This is a genomic window from Streptomyces sp. NPDC086023 (genome assembly GCF_044540325.1).
Taxonomy (GTDB): Bacteria; Actinomycetota; Actinomycetes; order Streptomycetales; family Streptomycetaceae; genus Streptomyces.
Window position 1 is genome coordinate 374,229 of sequence record NZ_JBITRX010000005.1, and the last position, 15,253, is coordinate 389,481.

Consider the following 15,253-nt stretch of genomic DNA (forward strand, 5'->3'; position numbering starts at 1 on the left):
CAGCGTAGAGGACCCGTCGGCCTGCGGCTATGCGGGGTTGCGACCGAGATGCACCACGTCCGGGACGCCTCGGGCAACCGGCACCTCTTCGGTCCGTACCTGCTGGAATCCGGCATTCCGCAAGGCCTCCTCGAAGGCGGCGGACGGTTGGGCCGACCAGACCGCCAGTACCCCCCCGGGGTTCAGCCGCGCCCGGCAGTCGGCCAGTCCCGACGGGCCGTAGAGCCCCTGGTTGTCGTCGGTGACCGTCCAGTCCGGGCCGTTGTCGATGTCCAGGCAGAGGGCGTCGTACCGGTCGGCAGAGGTGTGCAGGTGGGCCACCAGGTCCGTGTGCAGGATCACGACACGGGGGTCGGCGAGCGCCCCCGCGGTCAGCTCGGCGAGGGGGCCGGTGCGGTGCCAGTCGATGATCGCGCCCTCACGCTCGGCGACGGCGATCCGCCCCCAGCGCCCCTGGCCGGCGGCGTGCACCAGGGAGAAGCCGACGCCCAGCCCTCCGATCAGCACGGCCGGGTCGGTCACGGACGGGTCGAGGCCGGCCAGGGCGGCGTCCACCAGCAGGCGTTCCGAGCGGCCGTCGGAGGTGTCCATGAGGAAGCAGCCGTTCGCGATGATCTCGTACCGGCCTTCGTGCCGGCGCAGGACGACCTCTCCGTACGGGCCCTCGCGCCGGTCCAGCGTCACCGCCGTCGTCATGCCTTTTCCTCCCTGTCGCCCGGGTCGGTCCGGTCGGCCCGGTCGGCCCAGTCGGCCTGGGTCGGCACCAGGCACAACGCGGCCCCGGCGCCGGGGGTTCCGGCGAGGGGGCCGCGTTGTGCGGGTGGCCGGGGCCGCGGCCGCCGTGCCGCGGGTGGGGGGCGACGGGCCCCGGCACGGGCCGGCGCCCGTGCCGGCCCGGGTCAGGAGCGCGGGGCGCCCCCTTCGACGTACCGCTCCAGGCGCTTCAGTTCCCTGCGGCCCTCGACGGAGGTGCCGTAGGTGCGGTCCCAGGTGAGCGGCGCGACGGTGATGTGGCCGCGCTGCACCCAGGTGGAGTCCGCGTCGCGCCGGGTCTCGGCACACTCGCCGGTGCCGTCGCACAGCCCGAGCACGATCCGGAAGGCGTCGCCGGCCCCCTGCTGCTCGTACGCGTGGAAGGCGACCGCCCCGTCGCCGACACGGGTCCACACCGGGGGCCTGGCCCGCTGTCCCTCGCTCACGTCGGGGTAGTCGACCTTGACCGCGAACTCGTCGGTGAGCAGCCCCTCTTCCTTCAGGCCCGCCACGAAGCGGGCGCCGAACTCGGCGTGGGCCCGGTAGTTGACCAGCGGAAAGGAGGCGAAGTCCCGGTCGCCGGAGGAGCTGAAGGCCACGGCGGGGACGCCCGCGTCGATGGCGGCCACGGCCGCGCCCACGGTGCCGGAGTCGTTGACCGACGCGCTGACGTTCCAGCCCGAGTTGATGCCCGTCAGGACCAGGTCGGGGCCCTCCGTCCAGCCGGCCTTGGCCGCCAGGCCGCCGCGCAGCGCCAGCTTGACGGTGTCGGCGGGGGTGGCGCTCGGGGTGTCCGGCCCGCAGGGGCCGTCGGCCAGGCAGACGCCGAAGACCTTGCCGCCCGAGGGGGCGCCCGAGCAGTCGCCGCGGTAGGCGGCGGGCAACTCGGTGCGCTGCCGGACGTGGAGCACGCCGCCGTTGGTGACGGCGGTGCCGCGGCCGCTCTGCACCTGCCAGGGCGCCATCACGACCACGTCTGCGCCCGCGGCGCAGATGGCGCGGCGGAGCTCGTAGAGGCCGAGGCCGTCGGAGTTCGAGGCCTTGGCCGCCTGCATGGAGTCGTCGTTCGAGATCAGGATGCGCATGCCGGCGAGGGGGCGGGCGGGTGCCGTTGTGGGGGCGGGCGTGGGCGGGGTGGCGTAGGCGGTGGTGCCGAGTCCTGCGATCAGTGCGGCGGTGGCGGTGAGGGCGGTGGTTCTGGCGCGCATGGGGTGGCGGTCCCTTCAGCGGTACGGGTGGGGTGGGGTGTCGTGTGCCGGTTCGGGTGGGGTGCGGTGTCGTGCCGGGTGCGGGTCGTTGCCCTGCGGGGCTGGGAGGTGCCCCCAGGGCTTCGCCCGGACCCGTTGCGGGGGCTCCGCCCGCCCGGGTCTTGAGGGCGGAGGGGGTCCGGGGCGCGCCCCGGTGAACGGGAGAAGGGTGGGGTGGGGCCTGCCCCGCAGGGCGACGACCCCCAGCGGCCGGCGTCCGCGCGGAGGGTCCGCGGGTGCCCGTCGGCGTGGACGGGCACCCGCGCGGCGAGGCCGTCAGGTGCCTCGCGGTCCGGGGGCGGGCCGGCCGGGACACGGCGGGCGGTGCCGGGCGGCCGGCCGGCCGGTCGGGACGCGGCGGAGCGGTAGCCGTATGCCGATGTGGGTGAAGGCGTGGCGCGGTTCGGTCGACACGGTGACCGGAATGCCCAGGCGGGTCTGGGCGGCCGCCTCCTGCACGGCGTTCTGCCAGCGGGCCATCTCGCGGGCTTCGTGGGCGAGCAGGCCGAAGTGGGTGAGCAGCCGCTCGCCGGCCGGCTCCGGGGTGGTGTACCGGAGCAGGGAACAGAGCTGGCAGGCCTTGCCCTCCGGTGTCATGCGGGAGAGCAGGTCCTCGACGCGCGGGTCGACGGGGAGGGCGGCGTCCCGGTAGGCGGGGGTGGTCATGGGCGTACTCCTGGGCTGGCGGGGCGGCGGGCGCCGGAGGTCGGCGAACGGGCCGATGGGGCGGGCCAGTCGGGCGGGCCGAGGGGGCGGGGCGGCGGGGCGGATCGGCCGGGGCCACAGGCTAAGTGCGAAAACCGAGCAGGTGCTAGGTTTTGGAAAAGCGATCCAGATCACGCCCGAAACCGGACGAACGGGTGCGGGCGGGGGGCATTTCCGGCACCGCCTAAGGTGTCGCGCATGGCACAGGACAAGGGGCGGACGGCCCGGCCCGGCGCAGGCCGGGGGACCTACGCGGTGGGCGACGCCCGCCGGCAGAAGATCCTCGACACCGCGGTGGAGCACTTCGCGCGCTTCGGGTTCCACGCCTCGTCACTGGCGCGCATCGCGAACGACTGCGGGATCACCCAGGGCGGGCTGCTGCACCACTTCCGCAGCAAGGAGGACCTGCTGCTGTCCGTGCTGGAGCTGAGCGAGCAGCACGACATCGAGCGGCTGTTCACGAAGCCCCCGGCCTCCGTCGCCGAGCACTTCCTCCGGGTGGTCGAGCTGGCCGGGGACAACACCCGGCGCCCCGGCATCGTCCGGATGTTCAACAACCTCGTGGGGGAGTCCGGCGACCCCGGCCACCCCGCCCACGACTACTTCAGGGAGCGGTACGCGCGGGTGCTCGGCGACACCGTCGAGCTGCTGGAGTCCGGGATCGCGAGCGGTGAGCTGCGCCCCGGCACGGACTGCGAGGGCGTCGGCCGCGAACTGCTCGCGATGATGGACGGCCTCCAGATCCAGTGGATCCTGGACCCGGCCGCGCTGCCGGACATGCCGCAGCGCCTGCGCGCGTACCTCGACCTCAGGCTGCGGTCGGTCTCCGCGGACGGTACGGGGCTCCCGGCGGCCTGAGGCGGTGCGGCCGCGCCGCGGGCCCGGCGCCCGCGGACCCTCAGGAGAACGGGGGCAGGGCCTCGATCACCCGGGCCAGGGACGGCGACAGCGGGTCGGCGGCCCCGATCTCGTACCCGCCGTGCACGATCTGGTACGTGAAGCCGTCCCGCACCGGTTCCTCCGGGAACTGGACGCGCTCCTGGCGCGGGAAGTCGGCCGCCGCGAGGGCGGCCCGCAGCCGGGCGAGCGCGGCGGGCGTCATCCGGCCGCCGTCGGTGGGCTTGGCGCTCGCGAGGCGCTGGTAGGCCCCGTCCTCCTTGACGAGCACGCTCTCGTGCACGCCCGCGAACCCCCCGGTACGGGTGACGGACACCAGCCGCTCGGCGGCCTTGGCGGGGGAGGCGGAAGGGGTGTCGGACGCGCCGGTGGACGGCACGGCGGACGGTGCCGCGGACGACGGCCGGGAGTCGTCCGGGGAGGGGGTGCCGCCCGAAGTGGCCGACGGGGAAGGGGACATGGCGGCGTCCCGGTCCCCCGCCCCGCACCCGCCCGCCCCCGCGACCGCCGCGCCGACGACGGCCGCGACCGCCAGCGAACGCCGAACGAGGGACACCGACCGGAACGCGCTCACGCCCCACCTCCGCACCGTGGATCCTGGCCGACCACCGAGTATGGAGCCACCGCCCGCGAACGGAAACCTCCCGGAGGCCGTCATCAGCCGGACAGCAGACGACCCCGCCCCGTGGCGGGAGTTCGACGGGCGGGCCGCCGCGTGGCGTGCAGCCGTGCGCCGCGGCATCGTGCGGCGCGGCGGCACCTGGCGGCTCGCCCTGCCCCTGCTGCCCGGGCTCGTCGCGCTCTGCCTCGGCGTCTGGGGCCTGGAGCGGGGGCCCGCGATGTGGCGGGACGAGTCCGTCACGCACCAGGTGGCCCACCGCACCGCCGGCGAGCTGTGGGCGCTGCTCGGCAACGTCGACGCCGTTCACGGCCTGCACTACTTCCTCATGCACGCCGTCTTCGGCGTGTGGGACGGCGGCCTGTGGGCACTGCGCCTGCCCTCCGTGCTGGCCACGGCCGCGGCCGCGTACGGGGTGGCGGCCGTCGCGGGGACCCGCGCCGGGCCGAGGGCGGCCGCGGCGGCGGGGACCGCGTACGCGGTCTTGCCGCCGGTGCAGCAGTACGCGCAGGAGGGGCGCTCGTACGCGCTGGTCGCCGCGGCCGTGGTGTGGGCGACGTACGCGCTGCTGCGCGGCCGCTGGGTCGCGTACGCCGGCCTGCTCCTCCTCGCCTGCTGGCTGCACCAGTTCGCGCTGCTCGCCATGGCCGCACACGCCGTGGTGGCGTGGCGGAGGCGGGCCTGGCGGTGGTGCGCGCTCGCCGTCGCGGCCGGAGTGCTGCCGCTCGCCGTGGTGGCCGCGGGCCAGGCCGGGGCGCAGCTGGGGTGGCTGGGGCGGCCGGGCCGGCAGGACTGGCTCGCGTACGCGGTGGCGGCGGGCGCGGGCCTGCTCCTGGCGCGGGGCGCGGAGCGGGAACGCGCGCGCGTGGCGCTGCCGTTGCTGCTGCTGCCGCCCGGTGTGCTGCTGGCGGTCTCGCTGGTCCACCCCTGGTACGTCGACCGGTACGTCCTCTACGCCCTCGCGGGCCTTGCCCTGCTGGTGTCGCGGTGGCGGGTGGTGCTGCTGGTGGCGGTGCTCGGCCTGCCGTGGTCGCTGTGGCTCCGGACGCCGGAGAGCCGCAAGGACGACGTGGTGGCGGTGGCCGCCGCCGTCCGCGAGCTGTCCCGGCCGGGGGACGGGGTCCTCTTCCTGCCGGCCCGCCGCCGCGAGTGGCTGCTCTCCTCGCCCGAGGTGTACGGAGGCCTGCGCGACCTGGCGCTGGCCCGCTCGCCGGCGGCGTCGGGCACGCTCCAGGGCACCGAACTGCCCTCGACGGACCTGCGCGCCGCCCTGCTGGACAGCCCCCGCGTGATCGCCCTCTCGGACCCGCCGGACCAGCCGCGCGACCGCCTCCCGAGGGAAGCCGTCAAACGCCAGACCCTGATCACCCACTTCGACCTCTGCACCCACCGCCGCACCCACGGCGCCGCCATCACGCTGTACGCCCGCCCGGGCGAATGCCCCCGCCCGCCCCGGGGCCGCTGACCGGCAAGAACGGCACCGTCACGCTGTGTTCGCCGACGGCGAACGGGGGGTGGGGAACATGCGGGGGCTCACACGCATTGAGTCGGCATAGCTCAACTTCACTGCCGGAGGGAAGATCATGGCTTCGACGTCCGCAACGCTCACGCTGCCCGTTCTGCCGCTCGACGACGAGGTCGTGCTGCCCGGCATGGTCGTGCCGCTCGATCTGACGGACGGTGAGGTGCGGGCCGCGGTCGAGGCGGCGCAGGCCGCCTCCGGCAGCGGGAAACCCCGGGTGCTGCTCGTGCCGCGGGTCGACGGGACGTACGCCGCGACCGGAGTGCTCGGCACCGTCGAGCAGGTGGGCCGGCTCTCCGACGGCGACCCCGGCGCCCTGATCCGCGGCCGCGGCCGCGTCCGCATCGGCGCCGGCACCACCGGGCCCGGAGCCGCGCTCTGGGTGGAGGGCGAGACCGTCGCCGAGCACGTGCCCGATCCGCTGCCCGGCTCGGTCGCCGAGCTGGTCAAGGAGTACAAGGCCCTCGCCACCAGCTGGCTGAAGAAGCGCGGCGCCTGGCAGGTCGTCGACCGGGTGCAGCAGATCGAAGGCGTCGGCGCGCTCGCCGACAACTCCGGCTACTCGCCCTTCCTGACGGTCGCCCAGAAGGTCGAGCTGCTGGAGACCGCCGACCCGGTCGCCCGCCTCCGCCTCGCCATCACCTGGCTGCGCGAGCACCTCGCCGAGCAGGACGTGGCCGAGTCCATCGCCAAGGACGTGCAGGAGGGCGTGGAGAAGCAGCAGCGCGAGTTCCTGCTGCGCCGTCAGCTGGAGGCGGTGCGCAAGGAGCTGCGCGAGCTGAACGACGACGCCGAGGGCGAGGAGTCCGACGACTACCGCGCCCGCGTGGAGGCCGCCGACCTGCCCGAGAAGGTCCGCGAGGCCGCCCTCAAGGAGGTCGACAAGCTGGAGCGGTCCAGCGACCAGTCGCCCGAGGGCTCGTGGATCAGGACCTGGCTCGACACCGTCCTCGAACTGCCGTGGAACGAGCGGACCGAGGACGCGTACGACATCAAGGGCGCCCGCGCCGTCCTCGACGCCGAGCACGCCGGCCTGGACGACGTGAAGGAGCGCATCACCGAGTACCTCGCCGTGCGCAAGCGGCGCGGCGACCGAGGCATGGGCCTGGTCGGCGGCCGTCGCGGCGGCGCGGTGCTGGCGCTCGTCGGTCCGCCGGGGGTCGGCAAGACCTCCCTCGGCGAGTCCGTGGCGCACGCCATGGGCCGCAAGTTCGTACGGGTGGCGCTGGGCGGCGTACGCGACGAGGCCGAGGTCCGCGGCCACCGGCGCACCTACGTCGGCGCGCTCCCCGGCCGGATCGTCCGCGCGATCAAGGAGGCCGGGTCGATGAACCCGGTGGTGCTCCTGGACGAGATCGACAAGGTGGGCTCCGACTTCCGCGGGGACCCGGCCGCCGCCCTGCTGGAGGTCCTGGACCCGGCGCAGAACCACACCTTCCGGGACCACTACCTGGAGGTGGAGCTGGACCTCAGCGACGTCGTGTTCCTGGCGACGGCGAACGTGCTGGAGGCCATCCCCGAGGCCCTCGCCGACCGCATGGAGCTGGTCAGGCTCGACGGCTACACCGAGGACGAGAAGGTCGTCATCGCCCGCGACCACCTGCTCCCGCGCCAGCTGGAGCGGGCCGGGCTCGGCGCCGACGAGGTGACCCTGGGCGAGGACGCGCTGCGCAGGCTCGCCGGCGAGTACACCCGCGAGGCGGGCGTCCGCACCCTGGAGCGGTCCGTCGCCCGGCTGCTCCGCAAGGTGGCCGCGCAGCACGAACTGGGCGAGCGGGAGCTGCCGTTCCACATCGGCGCCGACGACCTGCGGGCGCTGATCGGGCGGCCGCACCACGTGCCGGAGTCCGCGCAGGACCCCGCCGAGCGGCGCACCGCGGTGCCGGGCGTGGCGACCGGGCTGGCCGTCACCGGCGCGGGCGGTGACGTGCTGTTCGTCGAGGCCTCGCTCGCCGACCCGGAGACCGGCGCGGCCGGGCTGACCCTCACCGGCCAGCTGGGCGACGTCATGAAGGAGTCGGCGCAGATCGCGCTGAGCTTCCTCCGCTCGCACGGCGCCGAGCTGGAGCTGCCGGTGGCCGACCTCAAGGACCGGGGCGTGCACATCCACTTCCCGGCGGGCGCGGTCCCCAAGGACGGGCCGAGCGCGGGCATCACGATGACCACGGCACTGGCCTCGCTGCTCTCCGGGCGGCAGGTCCGCACCGACGTGGCGATGACCGGCGAGGTCTCGCTGACCGGCCGGGTGCTGCCGATCGGCGGGGTCAAGCAGAAGCTGCTGGCCGCGCACCGGGCCGGACTGACCACGGTGATCATCCCGAAGCGGAACGAGCCGGACCTGGACGACGTGCCGGCGGAGGTGCTGGACACCCTCGACGTGCACCCGGTCACCGACGTGCGGCAGGTGCTGGAGCTGGCCCTGGCGGAGGCGGAGGTGCCGGTGGCGGCGGCCGCCTGACGGGCCGGTCCGCCGGCCGGGGCGGCGTACGCCGTCCGGGGCCGCGCGGCCGATGAAGGTCCCAAGGGGGGCGCGGGTGTACGGACACCCGCGCCCCCCTGCCCGATACTGGTGTTCCCCGGCGGCCGGGGACACCACGTGAGGGGAGCGGGACGTGCAGGGCAGCGGAGACCAGGAGTTCCTCGCGCTGGAGCGGGAGCTTTCCGTCTTCCTCCGGCGCGCCCGCGCCTCGTCGGGCGAGATGGCCCGGGAGCTGCATCCCGAGCTGGAGCCCGCCGCGTACGGACTGCTCGTCCGCCTGGAGGACGCGGGCCGGCAGCGCGCCACCGACCTGGCGGCGTACTTCGGGGTCGGCAAGGCCACGATGAGCCGGCAGCTGAGGGCCCTGGAGGACCTGGGGCTGGTGGCCCGAGAGCCGGATCCGGCCGACGGCCGCGCCTTCCTGGTGGGGCTGACCCCGTCCGGGCGGGAGCGCTTCCTGCGGGTGCGGGACGCCCGCCGTGAGCAGTACCGGCGGAAGCTGGCCGGCTGGGACCGGGGCGAGGTGGCGGAACTGGCGCGCCTCCTGAACCAGCTGAACGAGGGCGGCGAAGCCTGACGCTCCGCTGCCGGTCCCGTGCGGGTCCCGTGCCGGGTGCGGTTCGTTGCCGGGGGCGCGGGGGGACCCGGCACGGGAGCGGCATGGTCAGAGGGTGGCGTAGGCCACCGACGCGTCGTCGTGGCGTTTGCCGCGGCCCGCGCCCGAGGAGCCGCCCTCCAGGGCGCGGACCCGGTCGATCAGTGATCTCGCTCCCTCCTTCTGGAGGAGGCGGAACAGGTCCGCCCAGTCACCCTCCCCGAAGGTGTCCACCCATCGCGTCGCCCCGTCCGTCAGGGCGGCCAGCGCCGACACGGCCTCCCGCGGCGTCGTGCCGGTGACCGCCCGCGCCGCCACCGACGGGTCCGACGCCGCAGTGAAGAAGCCGCCCTCCGCGTTGCGCAGCGCATCGGCCGCCGCCACCGAGCGCAGCACCTCCCGCGGCACCCGGTCCAGCCGGTCGTCCCGCACCGCGGTGACCTCCCCGAGCGGATCCCGCAGCAGCAGCACCGAGTCCGACAGCACCAGGTGCTCCACGGACCGCTCGTCCCAGCGCGCCATGACCACCGTCGCCTGCGGCGTACGGACGTGAGAAAGGTCACAGGTCTCGCGGTGGGCGTCGGCCGTCGCCGAGATCGCCTTCGCCAACACCTGCGAAAGCGTCATGTCCCGCCGCGATCCGGACAGTTCGGTCAGCCGGCCGCCCAGTCGCGCCGTGAACCACGGGACCCCGTGCGTGCACCCGTCGTCCCCGCGCGGCGGGGTGACCCCGTCCAGCGCCACCACGACCCCGCCCTGCCCCGACGCGGGCAGGACGGCCGACAGCCAGTCCTCGTTGGGGTGTTGCGGATCCCCGGGGGCGGAGGCGAGGTCGATGCGCATATGGACAGTCTGCCCGGGATGTCCCCGCCGGGCCGGAGTTTCGCACCAGGGCCGCGAATTGGTCCGTACCAGGCCGGGGTGCGCCTTCACGGACCCTCCCCTCACGGAGGCGCCGGGTCCGGTGTGATGTGGGCGGGCATACTGCCAAAGCCCCCTTGCGGTTTCAACCACCCGCCCGACACCACCCCCCGGCGGCGGGCCCCCCGAGTTGATCGCCAACTCTTCCCTGATGTTCACTCGTTCGAGTGGCCGGGCAGGCGATGCGTGCCTCTCTCCCAAACACACTTGGAATGGTCTGAAGCGGTACGAGGGGGCGGAGGCGTTTACTTGTTGACCGGCCGTCACCTCGGCCACGGGTCCCCCCGGACGAAGCCGGGGGCGAGTAGACGAGCACACGTACAGGATTGCGAGCACCGGTGCAGAAGAAGCGGTCTCGGAAGAACGGCAGCGCCCCAGCGGGAGCGGAGCGCACCGGAGACGCGGCGGGCACCGGCGGCAGCGCCGGCCGCCCCGTGCGCGTACGCAGCCGGCTGGTCCTCGGCGTCGCCGTAGTCGCCCTCGCGGTCGCCGGCGCGGGAGCACCCGCCCTGATCGCGGCCTCGGCCGAACTCAACGACTCCCAGCGGCTGGTCACCCTCGCCGAGCACACCCGCGCCACGGTCACCCTGGCGCACGCCCTCGCCGACGAGCGCGACGCGGTGGTCGCGTACGTCGCCGCCGGCCGCGCCGGCAAGGCCCAGGCGCAGGTCAAGCAGCGCGCAGAGCGCGTCGACGGACAGATCGAGGAGGCCCGCGACGGCGCCGACGCCGACCTCGCCCGCACGCTCGACCGCGTCGCCGCCGTCCGCAAGGCCGCCGTCTCCGGCAAGGGCTCCGCCACCGCCGCGGAGACCGCGTACTCCGAACTCCTCGGGGAACTCCTCGCCCCCGCCGGCGAACTCGCCGGGCGCACCCCGCCGCGCGCCGCGGCCGCCCTCGCCACCAGCCGCGCCCTCGACCCGCTCAGCCGGGCCGTCGAGCAGGCCTCCGCCACCCGCGGGCTCCTCCTCGCCGCCCTCGCCGTGCCGGAGGGCGAGGAGCCGGGCACCGTCTACAACCCGGTCACCGGCCGGTACGAGGACGCGCCGCCCAGCGGCGAGGAGAAGACCCGCGACGAGCTGACCGCCGCCGCCCAGCGCGCCCGCGTCCGGGAGCAGGCGGCCCTGGAGGACTTCGACCGCGCGGCCCGGCCCGACGTGCGCGAGACCCTCGCCGCCACGGTCAGCGGCCCCGAGGTCAAGGCCGCCGAGGCCTTCCTCGCCAAGCTCACCGACGGGCCGCGGCTGTCCGCCGCCGAGCGCAGGCTGGACGCGGAGACTGTCTCCGCCGCGCTGAGCGCCCGTATCGACCGCATGCGCTCGGTCGAGTCGACCCTCACCGCCGAGCGCGCCACCGCCCTCGCCGCCCTCCGCGACGACGACGTGACCTCCGGAGAGGTGCTGCTGGGCCTGGTCGGCCTGCTGGTGCTGGTCTCCGTCGGCGTGTCGACGGCCGTGGCCCGCACCCTCACCCAGCCCCTGTCCGTGCTCCGGCGCGGCGCGGAGCGGCTGGCGTCGCCGGACCACGAGGGCGGCTCCGACCCGGTCCGCTTCACCGGCCGCAACGACGAGTTCGCCGCGGTGGTCCGGTCCCTCAACGAGATCCACGCGCGGGCCGAGGCACAGTCCACCGCCCTGCACACCCGGATCGCCGGCCTCGACGCCGACCGCCGCCGCCTGATCGGCCGCAACGACGCGCTCAGCGCCGCCAAGACCGCCCTCGACAAGGAGCTCGCCGAACTCAAGGCGAACCTGGAGGAGCACCGCAAGATCCTGCTCACCACCTCGGTGTCGCTGTCACTGCGCACCCTCGGCCTGGTCGAGCGGCAGCTGACGGTCATCGAGCAGCTGGAGGCCAAGGAGCAGGACCCGGACCGGCTCGCCACCCTCTTCAAGCTCGACCACCTGGCGACGGTGATGCGCCGCCACAACGAGAACCTCCTGGTCCTCGCCGGCCAGGAGCACGGCCACGGCCAGTCGGGCCCGGTGCCGCTGGTGGACGTGATGCGGGCCGCGATCAGCGAGATCGAGCGGTACGAGCGGGTGGACCTCCAGGCCCTCCCCGCCTACACGCAGGTCGCCGGGCACGCCGCCGACGACGTCTCGCACGTGGTCGCGGAGCTGCTGGAGAACGCCACGACCTTCTCACCGCCGGACGCCAAGGTGAAGGTGTCGGGCTGGACGACGGACGACGGCTCGGTCGTCGTGTCCGTACAGGACGGCGGTATCGGCGTCACCGAGGACCGGCTGGCCCTGCTGAACGCCCGGCTGGCCGACCCCGAGGCCTTCGAGCAGGAGGACGAGGCGGAGCACGGCCTGGGCCTGGGCCTGTACGTCGCGGGCCGGCTGGCCGCGCGGCACGGCGTCACCGCCGAGCTGCGGGCGCAGCGGGGCGGCGGCACCGAGGCGCTGGTCGTCGTACCGCAGGCCCTGCTGCCGGCGACGCCGCCGGCCCAGCCGGAGTACCGCCTGGGCGTGCCGGGGGCTCCGGAGCTCCAGCTGCCGGGGATCGTGGCCGAGGCCAACTCGAACGTCCTGCCGCCGAGGTTCCGGTCCGTGGCCGAGCCGGCGGGCTCCGGGTCCGCGGGCTCCGTCCCCGGCGCCCGGGAGGCCGAGCACGCGGCGGCCCCGGAGGCCGGTGCCGTGCCGGAACCGGTACGGGAAGCCCGCCCCGACCCGGAGGCGCCGGAGCCGCAGCCCGTCCCGGGCACGTCCGACGTCTTCGTGGTGCCGGGCACCGCGGCCGCGCACGAGGCACCGGCCGAGCCGGAGCCGGTACGGGAGGACCGCCCCGAGCCGGAGGCTCCGGTGGCCGTCCCCGGCACGGCCGACGTGTTCGTCGTACCCGGCAGCCGGCCCGAGCCCGGGCCTGCGGCGCAGGCGGACGACTGGCCACTGGCCGACGCCCGGCCCGAGGCCGAGCCGGAGGCCGATGCGGCGCCCGTCTCCGACGAGCACGCGGCCGAGGCCGCGACGGGGGCCGACGCCTGGCCGCCGGCCCACGCCGAACCTGTGGCCCACACCCAACCGAAGGCCGACGACCGGCCGCCGGCCGAGCCTGAGCCCGTCGCCGAGGCCGCGGACCCCACGGGGTCCGACCTTGTGGCCGGCGGCCGTCGTTCGCGCCGTGCCGGCGACGACGACTGGCCCTTGGCCGATGCCGAGTCCGACGCCGACGCCGAGGGCGTTGCCGAGCCCGAGCCCGAGCCCGAGCACGTCGCCGAGCCCGAGGCTTCGGCCCGTGCCGCGTCCGTGGCCGGCGGCCGTCGTTCGCGCCGGGCCGGCGCCGACGACTGGCCGTTGGCCGAAGCCGAGCCCGTTGTCGAGTCCGAGACCGAAGCCGAAGCCGAGGTGCTCACCGCGTCGGAGGCCGACGACTGGCCGCTGGCCGAGCCCGGGCCCGTTGGTGAGACCACCTCCCACGTGGGGTCCGAGTCCGTCGCCGGTGGCCGGCGGTCGCGCCGTGCCGGTGGGGACGACTGGCCGCTCGCGGGCGCGGAGCCCGTCGAGGCCGAGGCGCCTGCCGAGCGCGAGGGCGACGACCGGCCGCCGGCCCAGCCCGGTGCCGAGCCCGCGGCGCACGCCGCGTCCAGGGTCGACGCCGAGCCCGAGGCCGGTGCCGAGGCCGGTGCCGCGGCCGCGGCCGCGCCCGCGGCCGGCGAGGGCGCCGAGCCCGACGCGTGGGTGCTCGCGGCCCCGTTGCCGCGCCCGGCGGCCGCCGGCGACGACGACCCGCACCGGCACGACCGGGCCACCGCCCGGCCCGAGCAGGAGTCCGACGAGGACACCGAGGAGCTGGAGCGCCCGCTCGTCACCGACAAGGGGCTGCCCAAGCGCACCCCGCGTGTCGTCGAGCACGGCACACAGGACGTACGCAAGCCTGCCGCGAGGGTCGACGCCGAGGAACTGCGGCGCCGGCTCGGGGGGTTTTACCAGGGGGCCCGTGACGGGCGCCGCGTCGTGGACGCGGAGCTCGCCGAAGAAAGGCAGCGGCAGCGGGCCGAGGACGAGGGGGACACCGTCGAGGAGGCACGCACGTGACCGCGCCCAGTACGTACGGACTGAGCACCCAGGCCCGCAACCTGCAGTGGCTGTTGACCGACCTGGTCGAGGAGGTGCCAGGGCTGCTCTCGGTGGCCGTGGTCTCCTCTGACGGGCTGCTGCTGCTGTCCTCCGACCCAGGACAGGCGGACGCGGAACGACCCGAGACCAAGGGGCCGCGGGGGGCCTCCGCCGATCTCGCCACCATCGTGTCCGGGCTGGGCAGCCTGACCGTCGGTGCCGCCCACCTGATGGACGGCGGCGGCGTCAAACAGACCATGGTCTCCATGGAGCACGGCAGCGTGTTCGTCATGGCGATCAGCGACGGCTCGCTGCTCGGGGTGCACGCCACGCCCGACTGCGACATGAGCGTCGTCGCGTACCACATGGCCCTGTTCGTCGGCCGCGCCGGACACGTCCTGACCCCCGAAGTCCGCAGCGAGCTGCGCCAGTCCATGGAGAGAAACCCGTGACCTCCGACCGGCTGCCGATACGCGGGGCGGACCGCCGCCCCGCCCGCGTCCGGCCGTACTCCCTGACCGGCGGGCGCACCCGCTTCGGTCACGTCCTGCTCGTCGAGACGTTCGTCGCGACCCTGGACGCCAAGGAGGGCCCCACGGCCCGCACACCCGAGATGCGCGCCATCGTCGAGGTGTGCCGCCGCATGCGTACGGTCGCCGAGATCGCAGCGCTGCTCAAGCTGCCGCTCGGCGTCGTCCGCGTGCTGCTGAGCGACCTCGCAGACCAGGGAAGGATCCGCGTCTACGGCACCGGACACGGCACCGGCCGCCCCGAACGCGCACTGCTGGAAAGGGTGCTCGATGGGCTCCGCCGTCTCTGAACCGATGCTCACCGTCCCCGCGGAGGCCGACGAGGGCGTACAGCCCTGGCAGTACGACCGCTCGCGCGCGCCCATCGCCGTCAAGGTGCTGGTCGCGGGCGGCTTCGGCGTGGGCAAGACCACCTTCGTCGGCTCGGTCTCCGAGATCACCCCGCTGCGCACCGAAGCGCTGATGACCGAGGCGAGCGTCCCCACCGACGACCTCACCTCGACGCCGGCGAAGAACACCACCACGGTCGCGATGGACTTCGGCCGGATCACCCTCGACGACGACCTCGTGCTCTACGTCTACGGCACCCCGGGCCAGGAGCGCTTCTGGTTCATGTGGGACGACCTGGTGCGCGGCGCCATCGGCGGCATCGTGATGGCCGACACCCGCCGGCTGCCCGACTGCTTCCCCGCCCTCGACTACTTCGAGAGCTGCGGTCTGCCGTACGCGGTGGCCGTCAACCACTTCGAGGGCAGCCGTTCCTTCGAGCCCGAGGACGTCCGCGAGGCCCTCACCATCCCGCCCCACGTGCCGGTGGTGATCATGGACGCGCGGAGCCGGGTGACCGTACTGGAGTCGCTGCTCACGCTCGTCTCCCACGCGCTCGACAACACCCCCGAATAGCCCGCGGGCCAGGCCCGGCCG

At 75.2% G+C, this 15,253-nt stretch carries 13 protein-coding genes; 8 read left to right on the plus strand and 5 right to left on the minus strand.

All coding sequences use genetic code 11. The annotated features are described in order from the left end of the window. Positions 1 to 27 precede the first annotated feature (27 nt). The 3 genes from ACIF6F_RS13285 to ACIF6F_RS13295 form a co-directional block, all read right to left on the minus strand. Positions 28 to 696, minus strand: coding sequence for a spermidine synthase (locus tag ACIF6F_RS13285; protein ID WP_399945389.1), 669 nt, complete (start codon positions 694 to 696; stop codon positions 28 to 30). 203 nt (positions 697 to 899) lie between these two features. Then, complete coding sequence (gene surE, locus ACIF6F_RS13290; protein ID WP_399945392.1) at positions 900 to 1,961, minus strand: 5'/3'-nucleotidase SurE; 1,062 nt, start codon at positions 1,959 to 1,961, stop codon at positions 900 to 902. Positions 1,962 to 2,276: 315 nt separating this feature from the next. Then, positions 2,277 to 2,666 (minus strand): hypothetical protein, encoded by a 390-nt coding sequence (locus ACIF6F_RS13295; RefSeq protein ID WP_399945393.1) that lies wholly within the window; start codon positions 2,664 to 2,666, stop codon positions 2,277 to 2,279. A 237-nt stretch (positions 2,667 to 2,903) separates the two neighbouring features. Here ACIF6F_RS13295 and ACIF6F_RS13300 point away from each other — a divergent pair, with 237 nt between their 5' ends. Further along, positions 2,904 to 3,563, plus strand: a complete 660-nt coding sequence (locus ACIF6F_RS13300; protein ID WP_399945395.1) for a TetR/AcrR family transcriptional regulator — start codon at positions 2,904 to 2,906, stop codon at positions 3,561 to 3,563. A 40-nt stretch (positions 3,564 to 3,603) separates the two neighbouring features. Here ACIF6F_RS13300 and ACIF6F_RS13305 read toward each other — a convergent pair whose 3' ends face one another. Further along, a complete protein-coding gene (locus tag ACIF6F_RS13305; RefSeq protein ID WP_399945396.1) occupies positions 3,604 to 4,176 on the minus strand; it encodes a hypothetical protein in 573 nt (190 codons plus the stop codon). Positions 4,177 to 4,216: 40 nt separating this feature from the next. On the opposite strand from ACIF6F_RS13305, the gene ACIF6F_RS13310 reads away from it, so the two are divergent. From ACIF6F_RS13310 to ACIF6F_RS13320, 3 genes are all read left to right on the plus strand, one after another. Beyond that, on the plus strand, positions 4,217 to 5,686 hold the full coding sequence (locus ACIF6F_RS13310; protein ID WP_399945398.1) for a hypothetical protein: 1,470 nt from the start codon (positions 4,217 to 4,219) through the stop codon (positions 5,684 to 5,686). Positions 5,687 to 5,804: 118 nt separating this feature from the next. Further along, the gene (gene lon / locus ACIF6F_RS13315) at positions 5,805 to 8,201 is read left to right on the plus strand and encodes an endopeptidase La (RefSeq protein ID WP_399945400.1); all 2,397 of its coding nucleotides are present in this window, start codon (positions 5,805 to 5,807) and stop codon (positions 8,199 to 8,201) included. Positions 8,202 to 8,355: 154 nt separating this feature from the next. After that, positions 8,356 to 8,799, plus strand: coding sequence for a MarR family winged helix-turn-helix transcriptional regulator (locus ACIF6F_RS13320; RefSeq protein ID WP_399945402.1), 444 nt, complete (start codon positions 8,356 to 8,358; stop codon positions 8,797 to 8,799). Positions 8,800 to 8,886: 87 nt separating this feature from the next. On the opposite strand, the gene ACIF6F_RS13325 is transcribed toward ACIF6F_RS13320, so the two are convergent. Further along, entirely contained in the window at positions 8,887 to 9,660 is a 774-nt protein-coding gene (locus ACIF6F_RS13325) for a protein phosphatase 2C domain-containing protein (protein ID WP_399945405.1), read from the minus strand. Positions 9,661 to 10,076: 416 nt separating this feature from the next. Here ACIF6F_RS13325 and ACIF6F_RS13330 point away from each other — a divergent pair, with 416 nt between their 5' ends. The 4 genes from ACIF6F_RS13330 to ACIF6F_RS13345 are packed head-to-tail and all read left to right on the plus strand — an operon-like array spanning position 10,077 to position 15,232. Beyond that, positions 10,077 to 13,778 (plus strand): nitrate- and nitrite sensing domain-containing protein, encoded by a 3,702-nt coding sequence (locus ACIF6F_RS13330; protein WP_399945408.1) that lies wholly within the window; start codon positions 10,077 to 10,079, stop codon positions 13,776 to 13,778. Continuing rightward, complete coding sequence (locus tag ACIF6F_RS13335) at positions 13,775 to 14,251, plus strand: roadblock/LC7 domain-containing protein (RefSeq protein WP_399945411.1); 477 nt, start codon at positions 13,775 to 13,777, stop codon at positions 14,249 to 14,251. Before ACIF6F_RS13330 ends, ACIF6F_RS13335 begins: the two co-directional genes overlap by 4 nt. Next, positions 14,248 to 14,619: a DUF742 domain-containing protein gene (locus ACIF6F_RS13340; protein ID WP_399945413.1), complete on the plus strand. Its 372-nt coding sequence runs from the start codon at positions 14,248 to 14,250 to the stop codon at positions 14,617 to 14,619. Before ACIF6F_RS13335 ends, ACIF6F_RS13340 begins: the two co-directional genes overlap by 4 nt. Next, positions 14,600 to 15,232 (plus strand): GTP-binding protein, encoded by a 633-nt coding sequence (locus ACIF6F_RS13345; RefSeq protein WP_399945415.1) that lies wholly within the window; start codon positions 14,600 to 14,602, stop codon positions 15,230 to 15,232. The genes ACIF6F_RS13340 and ACIF6F_RS13345 overlap by 20 nt, the downstream gene beginning before the upstream one ends. Positions 15,233 to 15,253 lie beyond the last annotated feature (21 nt).

What these genes read in the sequence shown, in the direction of transcription:
- ACIF6F_RS13285 (WP_399945389.1), bottom strand. Translation starts at nt 696, where the DNA reads ATGACGACGGCGGTGACGCTGGACCGGCGCGAGGGCCCGTACGGAGAG.
- surE (WP_399945392.1), bottom strand. Translation starts at nt 1,961, where the DNA reads ATGCGCGCCAGAACCACCGCCCTCACCGCCACCGCCGCACTGATCGCA.
- ACIF6F_RS13295 (WP_399945393.1), bottom strand. Translation starts at nt 2,666, where the DNA reads ATGACCACCCCCGCCTACCGGGACGCCGCCCTCCCCGTCGACCCGCGC.
- ACIF6F_RS13300 (WP_399945395.1), top strand. Translation starts at nt 2,904, where the DNA reads ATGGCACAGGACAAGGGGCGGACGGCCCGGCCCGGCGCAGGCCGGGGG.
- ACIF6F_RS13310 (WP_399945398.1), top strand. Translation starts at nt 4,217, where the DNA reads ATGGAGCCACCGCCCGCGAACGGAAACCTCCCGGAGGCCGTCATCAGC.
- lon (WP_399945400.1), top strand. Translation starts at nt 5,805, where the DNA reads ATGGCTTCGACGTCCGCAACGCTCACGCTGCCCGTTCTGCCGCTCGAC.
- ACIF6F_RS13325 (WP_399945405.1), bottom strand. Translation starts at nt 9,660, where the DNA reads ATGCGCATCGACCTCGCCTCCGCCCCCGGGGATCCGCAACACCCCAAC.
- ACIF6F_RS13345 (WP_399945415.1), top strand. Translation starts at nt 14,600, where the DNA reads ATGGGCTCCGCCGTCTCTGAACCGATGCTCACCGTCCCCGCGGAGGCC.